At 52.4% G+C, this 18948-nt stretch carries 17 protein-coding genes; 1 reads left to right on the plus strand and 16 read right to left on the minus strand.

Annotated features, from left to right (window positions below; all coding sequences use genetic code 11):
- The first annotated feature begins 3 nt into the window (after positions 1 to 3).
- Entirely contained in the window at positions 4 to 3723 is a 3720-nt protein-coding gene (locus tag ABV298_RS03485; RefSeq protein ID WP_353720803.1) for a T9SS type A sorting domain-containing protein, read from the plus strand.
- Positions 3724 to 3780: 57 nt separating this feature from the next.
- Here the strand turns inward: ABV298_RS03485 and ABV298_RS03490 are convergent, their stop codons facing one another.
- The 16 genes from ABV298_RS03490 to ABV298_RS03565 form a co-directional block, all read right to left on the minus strand.
- Positions 3781 to 5130 carry a DUF5723 family protein gene (locus ABV298_RS03490; RefSeq protein WP_353720804.1) on the minus strand — a complete coding sequence of 450 codons (1350 nt, stop codon included), beginning with the start codon at positions 5128 to 5130 and terminating at the stop codon, positions 3781 to 3783.
- Positions 5131 to 5138: 8 nt separating this feature from the next.
- Positions 5139 to 6494: a capsule assembly Wzi family protein gene (locus ABV298_RS03495; RefSeq protein WP_353720805.1), complete on the minus strand. Its 1356-nt coding sequence runs from the start codon at positions 6492 to 6494 to the stop codon at positions 5139 to 5141.
- An 11-nt stretch (positions 6495 to 6505) separates the two neighbouring features.
- Positions 6506 to 6679 carry a hypothetical protein gene (locus ABV298_RS03500; RefSeq protein ID WP_353720806.1) on the minus strand — a complete coding sequence of 58 codons (174 nt, stop codon included), beginning with the start codon at positions 6677 to 6679 and terminating at the stop codon, positions 6506 to 6508.
- A 74-nt stretch (positions 6680 to 6753) separates the two neighbouring features.
- Positions 6754 to 7935, minus strand: coding sequence for an endo-1,4-beta-xylanase (locus ABV298_RS03505; RefSeq protein WP_353720807.1), 1182 nt, complete (start codon positions 7933 to 7935; stop codon positions 6754 to 6756).
- Between the two features lie 22 nt (positions 7936 to 7957).
- Complete coding sequence (locus ABV298_RS03510; RefSeq protein ID WP_353720808.1) at positions 7958 to 8902, minus strand: acyltransferase family protein; 945 nt, start codon at positions 8900 to 8902, stop codon at positions 7958 to 7960.
- A gap of 35 nt (positions 8903 to 8937) precedes the next feature.
- On the minus strand, positions 8938 to 9432 hold the full coding sequence (locus ABV298_RS03515) for a glycosyltransferase (protein WP_353720809.1): 495 nt from the start codon (positions 9430 to 9432) through the stop codon (positions 8938 to 8940).
- A complete protein-coding gene (locus ABV298_RS03520; RefSeq protein WP_353720810.1) occupies positions 9429 to 9872 on the minus strand; it encodes a glycosyltransferase in 444 nt (147 codons plus the stop codon). The genes ABV298_RS03515 and ABV298_RS03520 overlap by 4 nt, the downstream gene beginning before the upstream one ends.
- 28 nt (positions 9873 to 9900) lie before the next feature.
- A complete protein-coding gene (locus ABV298_RS03525; protein ID WP_353720811.1) occupies positions 9901 to 11019 on the minus strand; it encodes a glycosyltransferase family 4 protein in 1119 nt (372 codons plus the stop codon).
- A 20-nt stretch (positions 11020 to 11039) separates the two neighbouring features.
- A complete protein-coding gene (locus ABV298_RS03530; RefSeq protein ID WP_353720812.1) occupies positions 11040 to 11567 on the minus strand; it encodes a hypothetical protein in 528 nt (175 codons plus the stop codon).
- 54 nt (positions 11568 to 11621) lie between these two features.
- On the minus strand, positions 11622 to 12707 hold the full coding sequence (locus tag ABV298_RS03535) for a glycosyltransferase (RefSeq protein ID WP_353720813.1): 1086 nt from the start codon (positions 12705 to 12707) through the stop codon (positions 11622 to 11624).
- A complete protein-coding gene (locus ABV298_RS03540; protein ID WP_353720814.1) occupies positions 12685 to 13242 on the minus strand; it encodes an acyltransferase in 558 nt (185 codons plus the stop codon). Before ABV298_RS03540 ends, ABV298_RS03535 begins: the two co-directional genes overlap by 23 nt.
- A gap of 21 nt (positions 13243 to 13263) precedes the next feature.
- Positions 13264 to 14424, minus strand: a complete 1161-nt coding sequence (locus ABV298_RS03545) for a glycosyltransferase (protein ID WP_353720815.1) — start codon at positions 14422 to 14424, stop codon at positions 13264 to 13266.
- Positions 14421 to 15656 carry a hypothetical protein gene (locus tag ABV298_RS03550; protein ID WP_353720816.1) on the minus strand — a complete coding sequence of 412 codons (1236 nt, stop codon included), beginning with the start codon at positions 15654 to 15656 and terminating at the stop codon, positions 14421 to 14423. Before ABV298_RS03550 ends, ABV298_RS03545 begins: the two co-directional genes overlap by 4 nt.
- A gap of 42 nt (positions 15657 to 15698) precedes the next feature.
- Positions 15699 to 17180: a multidrug transporter gene (locus ABV298_RS03555; protein ID WP_353720817.1), complete on the minus strand. Its 1482-nt coding sequence runs from the start codon at positions 17178 to 17180 to the stop codon at positions 15699 to 15701.
- A gap of 75 nt (positions 17181 to 17255) precedes the next feature.
- Entirely contained in the window at positions 17256 to 17807 is a 552-nt protein-coding gene (locus ABV298_RS03560; RefSeq protein WP_353720818.1) for a serine acetyltransferase, read from the minus strand.
- A gap of 42 nt (positions 17808 to 17849) precedes the next feature.
- A complete protein-coding gene (locus ABV298_RS03565; RefSeq protein WP_353720819.1) occupies positions 17850 to 18878 on the minus strand; it encodes an NAD-dependent epimerase/dehydratase family protein in 1029 nt (342 codons plus the stop codon).
- Positions 18879 to 18948 lie beyond the last annotated feature (70 nt).

Raw genomic sequence — 18948 nt, forward strand, 5'->3', positions numbered from 1 at the left:
TATATGAAAAAAATATACAAAGGCTGCCTCATAACCTGGATTACGGTGATGGCGACGGCAACGGGATTTTGCCAGACCGGCATTGTAAAAACCGACCGCTCGGCAGCGCGGGGGCTGGTGAGTTTCGCGGCAGCCGCCAAACTTACGGGCATCGGCAATGCGAAACATATCGATGGCTATGTCGAGAAAACGGGCACCGGCTCGTTCCTGTACCCCGTCGGGCATAAAGGTATTTACCGGCCATTCGGGGCGGATGCCGACGGCGTTACCGGCGCATATTTTCAGGATAATCCGGGAACGGCCGCATTACCAGCGGGCGGGCCATTCACCACATCCAGCCGCGAGGGGACTGTAAAAGCCGTCAGTACGACCGAATATTGGGACATCGACGGCACGAACGCATCGCGCATTACGCTCACGTGGAATGCCGCGAGTAATGTAGGCACACTCACAGGCAACTCCCTCGCCACCCTGGGCATTGTCGGCTGGAACACAGCCACTTCCCGGTGGGAGCCTGTCAAGGCCGTTGTGGACGAAGTCGCACACCAGGGCGGCACCAGCGGCCTCACCGCGGGTTCGATCACCACCGTGCAAACCGTCGTTCCGAACAGTTACAGCATTTACACACTCGCCGCCTTAAATTCGGCGACATTGCCGACCAACTACATTGGCAACCTCGAAAATGTGGCATGTACGGCCATCAGTGGCTGGGTTTGGGACCAGAACTACCCCGACGTGGCCCTGACCGTCGAACTCGTGGAAGGCTCCACCGTACTCGCCACCGCCCGCGCCGATCAGTTCCGCCCCGATCTTAAAAACAATGGCATCGGGACCGGTAATTACGGGTTCACCATTCCTGCACCCGGTGCATTGCTCGACGGTGCGGCACATCAGCTAGGCATTCGCGTCAAAGGCAGTTCGGCGCTCATCACCGGCTCGCCCAAGTCGCTGAGCTGCACTTTGGGCGGCAGTTTCGAGGGCACCGACTGTTACACGCTCAATGGCTGGGCGTGGGACAAAAACAATCCCGGCGACGCGCTGACCGTCGTTGTCAGGGAAGGTAATACCACGCATACCACCGCCGTAGCCAATATTTTCCGCCAGGACCTGAAAAACGCGGGCACCGGCACGGGCAATTATGGTTTTAAAATCCCGCTCCCTGCCGCTCTCAGGGACGGCAACACGCACCAGATAAGCGTCAGCCTGCAAAATTTTGCCTATACACTGCCCAATTCGCCGAGACCGGTCAATTGTCCTGTAAACCAGTACGCAGGCCGGTTCGAAAATGCGGATTGCAACTATATCCAGGGTTGGGTTTGGGACAAAAATTACCCTAATTCGGCCCTGACGGTCGAGGTTTACGAAGGAAACACGGTGTATGCGACCGGCGTGGCCAATATTTACCGCGAAGCACTGAAAACGGCCGGCTATGGTACCGGTAATTATGTTTTTAAAATTCCGACGCCGCCTGCGCTCTGGGATGGCAGGAGCCATCAGCTGAGTGTTCGTGTAAAAGGTACCGCTACGGCACTGCCCGATTCGCCGCGGGCGCTGAGCTGCTCGGTAAACCAGTATGCGGGTAACTTCGAATGGTTCGATTGCGAATCCATTAAAGGATGGGCATGGGACAAAAATGCGCCGGGCAGCGCCGTCGAGGTTGAATTGTACGAAGGAACGACCGTGTATGCCTCGGCATTGGCCAATATTTACCGAGACGACCTTAAAGCCAATGGCACCGGAACCGGCAACTATGGTTTCAGGATTCCGATGCCGGCAGCGCTCAGAGATGGTCGGGACCACCAGGTAAGCATCCGGGTAAAAGGGTCGTCTGCCGTCCTGACGAACTCGCCGCGTGCGTTGAACTGCCCCGTGAACAATTACGAGGGCCGTATGGAAACGCCTGATTGCAGCTTTATCCAGGGTTGGGTTTGGGATAAAAACTTTCCCACCAATGCGTTGACCGTCGAAATTTTTGAGGGGACGACCGTCTATGCCACCGGCACCGCCAACATTTACCGCGACGCATTGAAAGCCGCGGGCAAAGGAACCGGCAACTATGGTTTCAAAATAGCGACCCCGCCCGCACTTATGGACGGAAAAGCGCACCAGGTGAGCATACGTGTGAAGGGCGCCGCTTTCACCCTGACCGATTCGCCGAGGACATTGACATGTGCCGCGAACCAGTATGCAGGCAGTTTTGAATGGTTCGATTGCGAGGCCATCAAAGGTTGGGCCTGGGACAAAAATTTCCCCGGCAACGCCGTTACGGTAGAGGTTTTTGAGGGAACAACCGTTTATGCCTCCGCTGTGGCGAACACCTATCGCGAAGATCTGAAAAACAACGGCACCGGAACCGGCAATTACGGTTTCAGGATACCGATGCCTGCCGCGCTGAAAGACGGCAAAAACCATAACATCAGCATCCGGGTAAAAGGCTCTGCCACCACACTGACCAATTCGCCGAGGGCGATGAACTGTCCGGTGAACGCCTACGAAGGGCGTTTCGAAACTGCCGGCTGCGACTTCATCACAGGCTGGGTCTGGGATAAGAACTTCCCGGCCAATGCATTGACCGTGGAGGTAACGGAAGGTACGACCGTGCATGCAACCGGCGTGGCCAACATCTACCGCGAGAACCTTAAAGCGGGCGGCATCGGTACCGGCAACTATGCATTCAAGATCCCGACGCCGGCAAGTCTGATGGACGGTAAAGCGCACCAGCTAACTGTACGTGTGAAAACCACCGCATTTCCCCTGACCGACTCACCACGCCCGTTGACCTGCGCCGTCAACCAATATGCAGGCAGTTTCGAATGGTTCGATTGCGAGTCGCTCAAAGGCTGGGCCTGGGACAAAAATTTCCCGAACACAGCGGTTACCGTCGAACTTTATGAAGGCAGTACCGTGTATGCTACCGCCTTGGCGAACCAATACCGCGACGACCTTAAAAACAACGGTACCGGAACCGGCTACTATGGTTTCAGGCTCCCGATGCCCGCCGCTTTGAAGGATGGCCGGAACCACGCGTTGAGCATTCGGGTGAAAGGCTCGGCGACCGTGTTGAACAACTCGCCCCGCACCTCCAACTGCCCGGTGAACGCTTACGCCGGCCGCATGGAAACGCCTAGTTGCAGTTACATTAACGGATGGGTCTGGGACAAAAATTTCCCGGCCAATGCACTGACCGTGGAAGTTTTTGAAGGAACTACTGTTTACGCCACCGGCGTCGCCAATATTTACCGCGAAGCCCTGAAAACTTCGGGCATCGGTACCGGCAATTATGTTTTCAAAATTGCAACACCGGCGGCGATCAGGGACGGTAAAACCCGTTCAGTGGGCGTTCGGGTGAAAGGTACGACATTCACCCTCACCGATTCGCCGCGGACAATGACCTGTGCCGCGGGCGGCAGGATGGCCGCGCCGGGTGAAGACGAAACGGAAATCGCGCCGAATTCCCGCGAAACGGACCAGGCGGAGCTAACCATCGCACCCAATCCGACGCGCGGACAAGTGACGGCCATCTTCCCGCTCGGCAACAATCAACGGGCGGATATGGCCATCTTCAACCTCGCTGGCCAACAAATCTGGGAAGGCCGGACCGTGGGGACCGGCAGTACCGTTCGCAAGTCCATCGATCTGAGCGGCTACCCCGACGGCACTTATCTCTTCCAGCTCCGCAAGGGCGCGATGATTCTCAACAGGCGAATAATTTTAATGAAATAGGTTAAAATAGGGATTGTAGAATGAACGGAAAGGTCGCCTCATCTTGGGGCGATCTTTTTATTTGGAAGAAATAATAAAACCCAGGTAAAGATCAGCTTGCTTCCCTCCCAGAAAGGCGGAAAACAGGCTGTTGCTTCCTATTGTAAAACCTTTATAACGTAATGCCGCTCCCGCGGTTAGTCCGGCATATTGCTGGCAGGCCAATGGCACTGAAAGCACCATGTCGTTTTTGAGCCAGCAGGGCGTCAATGCCACATAAGGGACCTGGTATAATTTGTACAAATCGTGCTTCCGCTGCAAGCTGGCGCCCGTTCCAGCGTTTATGACCCATTGCGGCGAAAAGCGGTAGTCGGCCTGAATGTGCAGCATGGTCGGCAGCGCTACCTTATATGACCCGCTCCTCCGGCCGGTGCGGGTAAAATACTGCGGATAAGTGTCGAAAACGCGCGATGCACGGCTGAACAGCGAGTTATTGAAACTTCCGTTGAAGTATAACCGCTTATTCGCGGCAATGCCGATGTCATACGATTTGCTGTAAGCGCTGTCCGCCTTGTACCTGATATTACCGATGTCGCTGACAGATACGCCAAGCCTGAACTTCCAGGGCTCTTCCCCCGAAGCATGAAAGGAATAGCTCAACCCGATGTCACCGCCGAGGCTCGCCTTGCCGGGTTTGAGCAGATTACCGGCCGAGAACCTGTCGAATAGCTTACCGGCCGTAAGGGTTGAAACGGCACCGGTTGCCGCCGTGATGTAACTCACCCGGTCGGAATTGAGACGGATGGTACCGGTGAGCTGCGAAACGTCGATGGCGGTGTGCGCGATGCCATTCAGGAATTTCAGGGTTCCTCCAATGCGCATGCGGTGCCGGTCGGTGCGCACGAGCCCGTAGGAAAACGACACCCCGATATCCGAGAAAGCGGCAATGCTGGTTTGCATATTCGCGATCCGCGGCAACCGGTAGGGATAGGATTGCTCTACTTTCGTAATTTCCCCGATTTCGGACAGGAGACGGCCATCCACATCGCGGTAATTGGCATGGATGCGCATTCGGGTGGTCAACGCCAACGTCAGGCGGTCGGTGGCGAGGAATGCGAAAGATGGCCCTTTGAAATCCAAACCGCCCACGCCGGTGGAAACGGACGAGGTGCCCAGAATGTCGGAACGGAGAAAATCGGGGCCCGATTTGCCGAAATCGCCGATGTGAATGGACGCCGTGTTGGAAGCGGCCCGGGCGCTTACGTGGGCGATGTTCATGCGCCACGCCTTGCCTTCGGTATCAAAAAAAGCAGGATTACGAAAACCGCCCGTGATCCCGTCCGGGGCGGTCACAGGCGCCTGCGCGAATGCGGGAAGCGACAACGCCCCCGCCAATACTCCGATCCATATTCGCCCGATACGTATCATACCGCTGGCTAGAATTGCAGTGATTTTCTCACATTCAGCATCAGCCCGAAGGAATTGTAGAGCAGCCTGCCGGAATCCAATGCTGCCGCCACGCCCACTTCCCAGTTATTTTTAAACATTTTACTGCCCTCGAGATAACCCGAAAACTGGTTGACCTGCCGGAAATACGGCGGAGGCAATACCTCCCTCCTCCTGCCCAGCGAAGTGCCGATCGGGCTGGTACCATAAGTGCCGTAATTTCGGGAATAGGACAACCGGGTAGTAATATTCACCGAACCGATGTTTCCCCCCAATCCCGCGTGGAACGCTATCACTCGGTTGTTTACGAAATACTCGCCGTCCTTGTGCCGCAAATCGGCGCGTGCTTCATGGCGGGGCGTGAGGAACGGGTTGCCTATGCCCCGGCCCCGGTACGACCATCCACCTGCATACATATAGTTGTTGTAGTAGTTCTCGTCGCCCGATTTCGTGACCTTCGACCACAGTTCGCCCGCCTGATTTTTGGTATACAAAAATTCAACCAGAATCCGGCTCCAACCGGCATTGCGTTTCTGCTTGTTTTTCAACGAAATACCCGTCAGACCATCCCGGACATTGGCGAGCTTGGACAATGCGCCTACGTCATAGATTTGTTGTCGGTAAACAAAAAGCTGCGTCGTCCGGAAATCGTAAGTAGCCCCGAAATCGATGGTACCGAGCTGGTTGCCGAGCTTGGTCGCAAAACCGCTGTTTGCGCGCCAGGTTTTGCCGGTAACCACATGAAAGAACGATTCGAGTTTGCCGAGATTGAATCCTTCATAAATGTCATCCTCATTCCCGTACATGGTCTGATGATTGAAACCCGCGAAGATATTCAACCGCCAGCCGGGCTTGCCGAAACGTCCGTAAAGGGATTTCTGATGGTAAAACGAGGTAACAGGCGGAATATCGTCCTTCCTGGCGCCGCCTCCGCTGACGGGGCTGATGGGCGTAGTTCCGAACCAGCCGTAGGAGAAACTGCCTTTGAAGGAAAGCACCCCTCCCAGCGCCGGTAACCGCCAGTATTCCGGAACAGACAATTCTATTTTGGGGATACCCAGCGCATTGCCGGAAACGGCCATGGCACCGGAAGATAACGTGCTGTCGACCAGACCGGTAATATCACGCGAGCGGCCGGCTTTCAATTCGAAAATACCCGCTTTTACCGCCGCGAAGCCTTCAATGAGCGTACCTTCGGTTTTGCGGCCGGCATTGAGCCTGTATATTACCCCGGCACGCCAGTCGAACCGCCCCGGACGATTTGCCCCGTAACTTTTCGAAATGCTCCCGATTACCCCTGCCGAAGTGCCTTCCACCGGCGCATTACCGAACCGGTTGGCGCGCATCCAGAAGGGGACTACGCCGTTGGTGGTCGTAACGACCGGTATTTCCAGACTGGCATTGAAAGCGCCCCGCCGGGGTTCCTGAAAAAAATACTGTCGGCGGCCGTAGACGTGCCGTCCTGGGCCATGCTCCACGCGGGGGCCAGCAGGCCCGACAGGAGCAGAATGGATTTTAGGGTTTTCTTCATTCACGTTGAGTTAGTTCTTCGAGAGGGGTGTTACGATGCCTTTGGGCGCGGGTATCCGGTAAAAGGGCCTGCTGCTAGAAGTTGACGATCCGGTAATAGCAGGCTTTCGGTGTCATGTTCTCATCAAACAGGTACGGATAATTTTTCTTATTCAGCATTTCGGTGAGATAATTGTCCTTGTCGTAAGGGCTCCAGAGCGTAATACCGGTCACTTTGCCTTTCATTTTCCGACAGGTGCGGAAAATGATATCGAACACGTCGCCCTGTTCGCGCTGAACTTCCCTGGTGTATCGATCGCTCATGCCCTGTATTTCAGTAGCCGCCAGAACGCGGCCATTACCAACCTTGTTTTCTCTTTTGGGATAAATGGACACGTCCAGCTCGGTAATCTGTACTTCCAGGCCGATGGACGCGAACATGTCGATAGTTTCCTGCAAATAGCCTTCGTTGATCCCCTCCACACCGTAATGGCTCTGCATGCCGATGCCGTCAATCGGAATACCCATTTCCTTTTTGGCTTTCAGGTATTTAAAAATGCGGTTACGGCGATCGGGGTCCTCGAAGCCGTTGTCGTTGTAAAACAGCTTGGCGTTCGGATCGGCTTTACGGGCCGCGACGAACGCACGTTCGATGTACTCGCTGCCGATCATATCGTAAATCTTGGCCCTTTTGGGTGTGGCGGGCGCATTACCAAAGAACTGGTAGGCTTCGTTCACCACGTCCCAGCAGTACACTTTGCCCTTGTAGCGGTTCATGACCGTCGTTATATGCTCGTCGATGCGCCGCATGATTTTTTCTTTGGAGGCATAATCACTACCGTCCATAAAAAACCAGTCAGGCATTTTCTGGAACCAGATAAGGGTGTGGCCCCGGACTTTCATGTTGTTTTTTTCCGCAAACTCTACCGCCTGATCCGCCTCGGCCCAGGAATACGTTTTTTCTTCGGGATGAATATATCTGGCTTTCATGCCGTTCATGGGCGTAATGCTCGAATATTGCGTGGCAATGAACCGGGCACGCTTCGCATCGGTGATCATACTCGGGGAAACGGCGGTACCGATAGGGAAATAGTCTTTGTACGCCTCTCGTAACGGCTTTTCGTCCGCATCGGCACGTGCAGCGGCTTCCTGCCGTGCAGCAGCTGTCGTGGAATATTCATGCGCAACCGACGAGTTATCGGGCACGTCCGTCCAGGTGGTCAGACTGATCACCCCGCAAAACACGGTCATCACCAGGCACAGAACGATAAGTCTCATATCAGTGTATCGGGTTAATGGGTCACAACAAAAATTTCAACCGCCTGTTGAGCGCGTACACGATGCCGGACACGATGATCGACAGGAAAACGGCCACTGGAAACAGATAAATGTTGGGCGTTCCCGCAAAGTAGTCTTGCAGGAAAAGAATCACGCCGGTGTGTGTGAAGAATACCGCATTGGCGATATCCGCTACCAGGCTCCCCGATTTCCGCCACGTCGATTTGAACAGTAAAATCATGATCGGCGGGCACAGGAACAGCAGCGAAATGTACAGGTTCACCCCGAGCTTGTATTTGAGGCTCAGGTACGATTCGATCAGCAATGTTACCGTGCCGACCAGTATGGCAATATAGCAATTCCGGCGGGCGCGTGCATCGAGTTCGAAGGACGTCCGGCGGATTATGTGGCCAAGTGTGAAAAACGGCAGGCCAAAGAAAAGAAAATTGCGGTATACCACCACATAATGTTGCGGCTGCCGGAAACGCGGCGCCACTACGTCCTGGATCAGGTAGCCGATGACGAACAAGCCGACGACCAATGCGATGAGCATCCGCTGCGACACCGGCAGGTAGCGTTTGATCAGGTACAGGAAAAACGTCGCGAAAATGAGGCTGATCACATACCACAAATGGTGAAACCCGAAAACGACCAGTTTGACGAGGTATTTGGGGTTACCGACAACCGAATGATAGTAAGCCGGCAAGTACAGCAGCATCCACACGGCATAGAGGATCAGCAAATGCGTCATGTATTTCCTGACCTTCGTTTTGTCGGTGATATTCACAAAGTACCCGTTGATCATAAAGAAGCAGGGCACGGCGATCCTTGAAATGCCGTTCGAGAACAACCAACCCATCGTATAGGCCTGATCGTCGCTTACGCCATTGTACAGCGGCAAATGCACCGCAATGACCAGAAAGCTGAGCGATAGTTTCGCGATATCCAGATTTGTGTTCCTTTCCAAACCTTGTGCGTTTTAGCGGCGCATTGCACGTATTTTTATTTACCCGAAAAAATATAACTGCGCACCGAACGGATGAGCGAATCGGAGGCTACCTGACGGATCTGCGGCGACGAAACGGAGCCACTGGCACCGGCACTCATTTTGAGCAGTTTACGCGCAAGCTCCTTTTCGTCGAATGCCACCTGCACATAACCGAGGTCCTGCATTTTCTTCGCCGTCGCGATCTGGTGGTCGTTGCGGTGCTCGCCCATACTGGCCAGCCGCGGCAGGATGAGCAGCGGTTTCGCCTGCGTGAGCGCGGAAATGATCGTACCCATGCCTGCATGCGCCACCACAAGACGAGCCTCCTCGAAATAGGTATTGAACTCGTCGGGCGACAGGAACCCGACCGTTTCCAGGTTTTTTACCTGATACGAGGATTCAAATACCTGAGCGACGATCCGCTCGCCGTTCAGTTGCGGGGCCATCTCGTCGATTGCCCTGATGAGCCGGTCGAACGGGGCCTGGGTACCGATTGTGACAAAAATCATGACAATATATTTCCTGCGAATAAAACTTTGTCCGTTGCAAGCTGCGGCCATTGCGTGTAGGTGCGGCTGGCGAATTTGGAAGCGATCTTCCCGCTCATCGACAGTTCTTCCACATTGGCGATACTATCCACCCAGATTGTACGCTTACCGAGTATCCTGGCCGAAATCAGGCCCATTAATCCCGGTGCGGCGCCCGTGGTGATCACCACGTCGGGCTTTTCCTTGCGGATGATGCTGAATACATCGAAAAACGACTTGATCAGCTTCATTTTGTCCCAGCGGCTGGCATCCGCCACGGCGTAAAATTTGCTGCCTTCCACCATCTTGGCGAAGTCGGGCTTCGTGGAAACGAATATCAGCTCCGATCCTTCGAAGGCCGGGCGCAAACGCAGCAGCTGTACCCAGTGGCCACCTACTGAGGCTATGGCTATTACTTTCATTTTCTTGTTGTTATAAAAACAATGGATATCAACCAACATATTCCTTTTCCTGAACGCCCAACAGTTTCAGGAACCTCGAAGCCATTTTCTGCGGGCTCAGGTCGGCCACTTTATCGAGCGAACGACGGTGGTAGCGTTCCAGCAACTCATCGTTGCGGATCATTTGCCGGATACCCGTGGCCCATTCTCGGTCGTCGTTGTTTTCGATAACCATCCCCGCATAATCCGGCTCCAACCCGTTTTCGAGCCTGAGGAAATCCGTGAACGACGGAATATTGCTGCAAATCACCGGCAGGCCGTACGACATCGCTTCAAGCAGCGAATTGCTCAGTCCCTCATACCTGGACGGGATCAGGAACACATCCGACGCCCGCAGCAGCAGGCGCACCTGCTCCCGGTCGAGGTCACCCAGCATGACCACCTTGTCATCCACGCCTTCGGACCGGATCAGACCGGAAATCTCTTCCTTCAATGGCCCGTCGCCGCCGAGGTAAAGCACGGCGTCATCCAAATGCTTCATGGCCTTCACGATCACCTCGTGGTTTTTCTGTTCGTGCAGGCGGCCTACGCAGGTCAGGATCGTCTTGCCGGACGGCATGCCCATCCGGATTTTCGCCTCCGTTTTGGAAAGTGAGAAATCCGGCTCTTCCACACAGTTGTTGATCACCGACAAATGTTTCTTGTAGGATGCCGGGTACGCACCGAATGCATCCATACCTGCCCTGGAATTGCATACATTGGCCGTGTAATAACCGCGGGAGCCCAGGTAGCGGTCGAGCATGCGCACCACTTTGCCGTAGATCTGCGGCGGGTTACGCTGCGACGCCACGCGGTATTTGATCCCCAGCGACCGGCCGATAACCGACGTGAAAATATTGGCCAGCGGCAGAAAGCTGATCAGCGCATCGGGCTTCTCGTCGATCATGACCGCTTTCAGGCGTTTGTAAACGATATAATAGTCCGCAAGCGAACTCAGTTCGTCGCTCAGATAATAGGCATCTTCAATATTCGAATATTGCGATTCGATTTTTTTCAGGAACACGATCTTGCTCTGCGGGAAATGACGTTTCACTTCCCGGTACAGCGCCACGATCATCTTGATGGCGCCGCCATTGTTGGAGGAGTTAATGACAAAGAGGATTTTCATAGAATGTGTGTGTTGACGGGTTATAATACTACCTCGCTTTTTTCAGCAAGGATCACATTGTTCGATACGACGGTCGCCCCGGCGGGCACATCGCGGGTTACCACGGAATTGGCCCCTACCCGGCTTCCCGCGCCCAGTATCACCGGCCCGGCCACTACGGCATTGATACCGATCACGACGTCGGGCTGCAACCAGGGCTGGCTGAATGTACGGCCGTTCGCGGTACGTTTTTTCCCGACGTTTCCGCCGATGGTAGCGCCCTGGTACACTTTAAAATTCCCTTCGGCGACCACATTATAGCCGATGACCACGCCCGTTCCGTGTAGGATCACGAAGCCGCCTTTGAGCCTGGCGCGCGGGTCTATTTCTACGGAAAAAAGGACCCGGTTGAACAGCCAGAAAATCCTGGCCAGGGGAATGAGCTTGATTTTGTAGAGCACGTAGCTGATCCGGAAAAAGATGTTGCAGTAAAACATCGTCTTCACGAACGGCTTCAACTTACTGCCGGAATGCTCGGCATAAGCGGCATAATCCTTCAAAATTGACATAATAACGCTGAGTTTAATCTGTCTGAAAACCGGCGGGCCAGGCTATGGCGCCGGTTATTTCGTAAACAACTTCTGAAAATCTTCCTTCGTCGCCGACTTGTAAGCCGACTCTACGCGCCCCAGTTTCGATGCCGATTTCATGGCCTCGGCCAGTCCATCCACGTCGTCCACCTCTGTCACGAAACCGTCCACGCCGTGCCGCACAATGCGCCGGATCACGGGAATGGACGCCGTCACCGCTACCGGCGTGTGCAGGTACAGCGACTCGATCACGACATTCGGCAATCCTTCATTACGCGACGGCAGCACAAGACAGTCCGCAAACTTCATATATTGGTACGGATTCTCCTTGAACCCCGTAAAAACGATCTGATCGCCGATATTCAATTGCTTCTGGATCGCCCGCAGCTCCTCGTAATAGGCCGCGAAACTGCCTTCCACTTTTCCTACGATGTACAGCCTGGAATCCGGCTCGTCCGCCAGGACCCTGGCGAATGATTTAACCAAAACATCCAGCCCTTTGATGCGGTCGATACGACCCACATACACGTAGTTGGTGGCAGTGCCTTCATATGGCGACGTTGCACCTTCGAGCTTTTTATTGATCTGGTCCGCGTTGATCGGGTTGGCGAGCGTGGTGACCTTACTTCTCGGAAGGCGCAGAACTTTTACCGCTTCGTCACGCATTTCATCCGTTTGCGCGATCAGATGGTCCATAAAGCGGTAAGCCAAAAATAACCGTGCTTTCTGAACGATCGATTGTGTGTATAAATAATTGTTACTCCGCAGGATCACTTTCACTTTCGGGAACATGATCGAAGCCAGCGCGAGCCGGATGTTGATCGGCATGAGCGATGAAAAAACGTAGTCAGGCTTCTCCTCCCGCATCACTTTCGCGAGCTTGCGCATGAGGCCGTCCTTATAGTTTTTGACATGAATGTAATGGCAGGTCCTTTCCCGGGGGATGAAATTGCGGATCAGGCCTATTTCTTTCCCGACAATGTAAAAAATGACGTCGTACCGGCTGCTATCCAGACAACTGGCTATAAAAAGCGTCATTTTCTCCGCACCGCCGGCATAGCAGTTCACGAAGAAAACGGCCTTTTGTCTGGTTGTATCAGAGGTTGCTAATCCGCTCATTATATTTCAGGTAACCCTTTTGGATCAGGCGGTCGTCGGGAAGCGAAAGCAGCAATGCCTTCTTCTCTTCGCGGCTCATGCCCTTGGAGTGCACATTATACCGGATGTTGTTCCTTTTATAATCTTCTACCGAGCAGATAATCTTCGCCGGGTTTCCGCCGACACACACATTGTCGGGCACCGACTTCGTGACTACCGATCCGGCCGCCACGAGCACATTGTTTCCGATCGTCACGCCGGGCAGGATCAGGCTGTTGTTGCCTATATACACACCGTCGCCGATCGCCACTTTGCCGAAGCAATCGAAATCGGGTACCTCGCGCCGGAACATGAATGCCCCTCCGTGCGTAAAAATCCTCACGCCGTTCGTGATCTGGCAGTTATTACCAACCGATATGAGGTAAGGTTCCGACGACCACGTCACATTGAAAAACTGGCAGCCGCTGCCCACTTTCACGCCAATCGACCGCGCGTAGTCGACCGGCGAAAGCCACCACCTTTTCAGGAGATTTTTGATGATACTTAGTCTTCCCATTCTGATAAAGGGCTATTTGGTTCAGGCGTTTACGGACTGGTTTACGTGCGAGAGAATGTATTGCGTCAGCCTTTCCAGGTCCTGGTCCTGCCGCTCCTTCACTTCCTGCACGCGTTTTTGTTGTTTGCGGATAAACTCGGCCCGCAGTTCCCTGTTCTCCATTTGCAGGATACGCATTTTGATCTCGCTCACCAGCAACGGGTTGAAATACAAAGCGCTGTCGCCGCAGATTTCGGTGATCGACGAAATCGCCGAGGCGATAATCGGCGTGCCGAGCGTCATGGCCTCTACCGGCGGGTATCCGAAGCCCTCGTTCAGAGACGGGTATACAAACAGGTAGGCCCCTTTGTACATCGAAAGCAGCGTTTTGCCGTCCACGTAATCGACAAACACGAACCGGGATTTGTTTTTGATGTACTTGTCGAAAATGTGCTTGTTTTTGGAGCCCGTCAGGATCACTTTTCCCTTAAAATCGGGGCGTTCCGAGAAAATCTCGTCGAAAGCCATGGCCGCACGAAGAGCATTTTTCACCCAGCGGTCGGCGCTCACCATCATATAATATTTTTCGCCCGCCTCGTAGGGCTCCACTTTTTCGAGCCCTCCCACGGTCGAAGGCGAATAAAACACCTCGATATCTTCCTGTTTCAGGTAAGGCACAAACGCCAGGATCGACGCTTTCGAATGCTCGGAAACCGTTACGACGTGAATATTTTTGCGCTGAAAAACCTCGCGGTATTTCTTCAAAGTAAGATCGAACGTCTTCTTTGATTTGTATTTGTAGTATAACTCGTACCCCAATTTGAAGCTCTTGCTCCGGTAATGCCCAATGTATTTATCGTAAGGCAGTTCCAGCACGCGAAGGCCGTGAACCGTGGTGATATAAGTGATATTGTCGCCGATCGTCGCCAGGTCGGTTTCGATAATCGGGCTATACACAACGCCCGGATATTCGGCCACGGTTTCCTGCAATGAGCGCTGGTTGGAATCCACCATGACGAAATGATTGTCCCGACAAATCTGCGCGATTTCTGGGTTCAGCCATTTTTCCGAATTGTAATAGGCAACAATGTCTTTCGAACTCCCGGCGAGGGATTTGAACACGATTTCACCGTACTTTCCCCCTCCGTGGAACTTGGTATTCCCGACAGGTTGCGTTTTGGTTAAATCAAATATCAGTTTCATCGTCTTTGTCTGGTTAATGCGTATCTGTCAATATACTTTGGCGGGAGTATCATTCTAAAAGTATCGGGCCGGAACAGGTTCAGACAAACCACAAAAAGTAATAGCGGGAGGTATTGCGTAAACAGCGAGTTGTTGGTCGAAGCCAGCAGAATGAAAGAAAGGCAAATCACCATTCTGTTGTAGAAAGAATATTCCCGAACGTACGGTGCCAATAGCTTAATATACAAAATCACCATCCCGGCGACGAACAACCCTCCAAACAGCACGATTTCACAAACCCAGAAATTCTCGATGATCAGAAGTCCCGCCAGCTCCTTCATCATATCGAACTCCCGCATCGAGCGGCCAAACAAAAAGTCGTAAACCGTATGGCCATCGAAGATCGAAAACAAATCGAAACGTTTTTGCGCACTTGCCTCGTCGAGGAGCTCTTTTTTGAAAAGGCGGTCGCCCAATCCCTGGTAAAATACCAGGTAAGCCGCTACCATAAAGAACGCCGCGGAAGCTGCGTATATGAATAGCTTCGTTGTAAACTTCGCTTTCCTGTTCCCCAGCAATTTGAGGATATAGAAACCGAAAAAGCCGAGGTTTACAATAATCGCCATTCGCGCATTGAACGCAAGGACAGCCACAAATCCGAGGCCCCACAACGCAAACTTGTACTTATCCTTCAACGAGGATGTTATAAAAAATGCACTGAGCACGGTTACCATCAACGCATTGCTCAAAGGTGCGCCGTGCAATGCCACACTCCTGAACGATTCACGCAGGCGGATATTCATCAGGTGGGACTGGAAAGTAGTGTCGATCCAGAGAAAGAAATGCGTCCGCAAAAGATATTCCGCAATCGCCACGAGGCATTCGAAAACATAAAATGCGATGATAATCTTGACGATCTTCCTTTTGACCAGGTAATCGTCCTTTGTCCTGATTTCTTTCGGTACCAGGAGGTAAATGAGTGGTGTCGCGAACAGAATAGCGGCGCTTCTCAGCGAGTCGGTGAGAATACCGGCGTACATCCGGTAAACGATCACAAAGGCGATCAGCAACAGCACACCGATCTCGTACTTCCGGTCCCGGAACGAACGGTCACGAAAGCTCATCGCAAGCACACCCAGCGACATCGCCACGATCAGGTAAAAAAAAGTATAGTTATCTATCTTCAACGTATTCAATACGTTGCTGCCTATAAAGAATATCAGGAAGAAAACTATCGCTGTCAGCTTGGTCATCTCTTTATTTTCTTAATTACTACGCCTTTCAGGTATGCCATTTCATCGCGCGGCATACCGAATAAAAAAGTAAAAAAGAAATCCCAACGAAAGGCTCATTGCGACTTCGATGATAAACCGGAACATCGGCTCCATGGCCGCTATCATGTAATGGCCCAGCGAGAGCGAAATCACCATCGCAGCAGCCATGTAAAGTACCGGCAGGATTACATTCCTCACATACCTGTCGAATTTGATATTCAATTGTTTATCAACGTCATATATCGTATATAACCAGAAGAATGCGTCCATGGTAATGATCACGAAAACCGGGTAGTAAGGATTCCTGACCACCAGCAGGATCGCATACGAAACCGGTAATGCGAGTAATGTGAAAATCCGGCCGTAAAGCTGAATATTCCTGATCCGGCCGGTCGCGGTGGCGATCTGGCTGTACGGGATCGGCAACATCCAGAAATAGGATTGGATCAGGGTCAGTTCTGTAAATAGTTTGGTGTATTCCGGTACCTCTTTCAGCCAGAATTGAAGAATGAAACTGGTTTCGAACAGGATCGGAAGCGAGACGAACAGCACCAGATAAAACACATAAACCGTCGATTTTTCGGCCAGCATCACCATACTTTCCGTCTCTCCTTTCGCATAGGATTGAATAATCTGCGGTTTGATAGCGAGATAAATGTTATTGACAAACTGGTTGATAAATCTCCCCGCCGTCGATGCCAGTCCCCGCGCCGCATTGACGGTCGGTCCGAAGAAAAGGTTCAACACTACGTTGATCCCCTGAACGCCGATTGCCCACGAAATATATCCGAACGCATTTACACTTACGAAACCCGCCATTTCTTTGAACAATGCATTGTCCCAGAAGAATTTGTAATGCGATTCGGGATATTTCCTGTAACAATACACCATGTGTGTCAGGAACACCACCAATTGAATTACTACCAGTAAAAATCCGTAATATGCCAGCTTATCGAATGGCGCATTCGCACCGATCAGATATACGATCCCCAATTTGGCGACCCCTTCGAAAATACTCAGGTACGCATACACCGACATGCTCTCGCGTGCGACAACCACACTTTGAAAACATATCTGGTTAATTTTAATAAACGCTGCCAGTGTGGATAGCTGATAAACCCAGAATGCCGCCTCTCTGCGGTCGGCGGGAATTACCAATTTATTATTGAACATCCACAGCCCCACCGTTTCCAGCAAAAGAACAATGAATAATGACAGCAGGAAATGCAGCCCCACGCTTTGCGAGAAATAGCGGTTTGTAAGTGCCAGGTCGTTTTTCCCCAAACCGATATTCAAATAGCGTTGCGATGAATTGGTAAGGCTCGACGAAACGAATTCGAGCATCATCACCACCGAACCCACCACATTATAAATGCCAAGGTCTTCGACGCCCAGAACTTCCAATACCACGCGGGATGTATAAAGCCCGATGAACATCAGGAGAAACATCCTGACGTATAGGAACAAGGTATTTTTGGCGATCTTAGTTACTTGCGAAGACATTCAGATTGTATTGCAATATTTTAAATTCGGATTTCCGGACCGGAGCCCCGTGTCGTTTATTATGGCTGGTTTGGTTCAAATTACGGGATTGGTAATATACCCTTCCGTTGCTGATTCCTTCGCGATTACCCGGGCCGGATTACCGACCACTACGCTGTTCGAAGGTACGTCGAGATTTACATAGGAATTGGGGGCGATCAGTACATTGTCGCCGACCACTATGCCGCCGACGATAACCGCTCCCGGCCCGATATAGACCCTGTTGCCGATGCTTGGCGCACCCTTCTTCTCCCCTCTTTTGGTATTGCCGATTGTGACGTTGTGTAATAAAGTACAGTTATCGCCGATCCTGCATTGGGAATTGACAACTATTCCACCGAAATGCGGTAATAGCAATCCCTTCCCAATTTGCACCGAAAGCGGGATCTGAATGCCGTATTTCACACCGTAACGTCTGTAAAGCAACCTGTAAAGCATTCCGAGCGGACTGCTTTTGGAATACTTTTGGGATAGCCTGAAAAAAGCAATAAACCTGAACGGGTAATTGAACAGCAATCGCGAAAGAAAAGCTTTGGTGCCAGTCCTTCCGGCGCTGCGGAAAAGATCGTATTTTAATTTGCTTCCCATTGTTACGGCGCAGACATTACATTCAACCAGGGCAACGGGGCATTAAACATAATGCGCCGCCAGTTGCCCGCTATATTCGAGGTACCAGTCCGCAAATTCCTTGATACCGGAACTGAGTTCGACCTGCGGTTTATAGTTGGTAATGCGTTCGAGGTTTTCCTGGCTCGCCCAGGTCCGGGGAACATCACCGGCCTGCATCGGCAGGAAGTTCTTGATGGCTTTGGTGCCGATGCCTTCTTCCAGCTCCTCGATAAACTTCATCAGGTTCACCGGCGAGCCGTTACCGATGTTGAGCACGCGGTACTGCGGTTTTTCTTCGAAGCCGGCCACCATCGTCTTGGTTACGCCGTCGACGATATCGCCTACGAATGTAAAGTCGCGTTCCATATCGCCGTTATTGAACACTTGGATCGGCTTGCCTTCCGAAATAGCCCGGGCAAAGAGCATCGGGGCCATATCCGGGCGCCCCCACGGGCCGTAAACCGTGAAGAAGCGGAGGCAGGTAATGGGAATATTGTAAAGATGGCTGTATGAATGCGCCATCAGTTCGTTGCTCTTTTTAGTGGCGGCATAGAGGCTCACCGGCGAATCTACCTTGTCTTCCTCCGAGAAAGGGATTTTGGCATTTGCGCCGTACACTGACGACGAAGATGCGTGCACCAGATGCCTGGGCGGAAAGTAACGGCAGGCTTCAAGGATATAATGAAAGCCGATGATGTTCGACTGCACGTACACATCCGGGTTCTCGATCGAATAGCGGACGCCCGCCTGCGCAGCGAGGTTGATTACGTAGTCGAACTGCTCGGCCTGGAACAGGCTGAACAACTGCTGCTTGTCTTCGAGGTTCATGCGCACGAAACGGTAATTGCTGTTGATCGTGCTCTGTACCAGCTGGTACCATTTGATTTTCTCCTGCTGGATACCCGCCTCTTTCAGACGTGCATATTTGAGCTGGGGCGAATAATAATCGTTGATATTGTCGAGGCCCACTACTTCGAAACCTTCCTGCAGTAGCTTCTTTACCGTGTGGAACCCGATAAATCCCGCGCTGCCTGTTACTAATACTTTCATATCTGTTGAGTAATCCGTTTAATGTCTTGAAAAAAGATCTTTACCTGGTTTACCTCGGCATTCGCATCTT

This window comes from Dyadobacter sp. 676 (assembly GCF_040448675.1).
In the GTDB taxonomy this organism is placed as follows: Bacteria; Bacteroidota; Bacteroidia; order Cytophagales; family Spirosomataceae; genus Dyadobacter.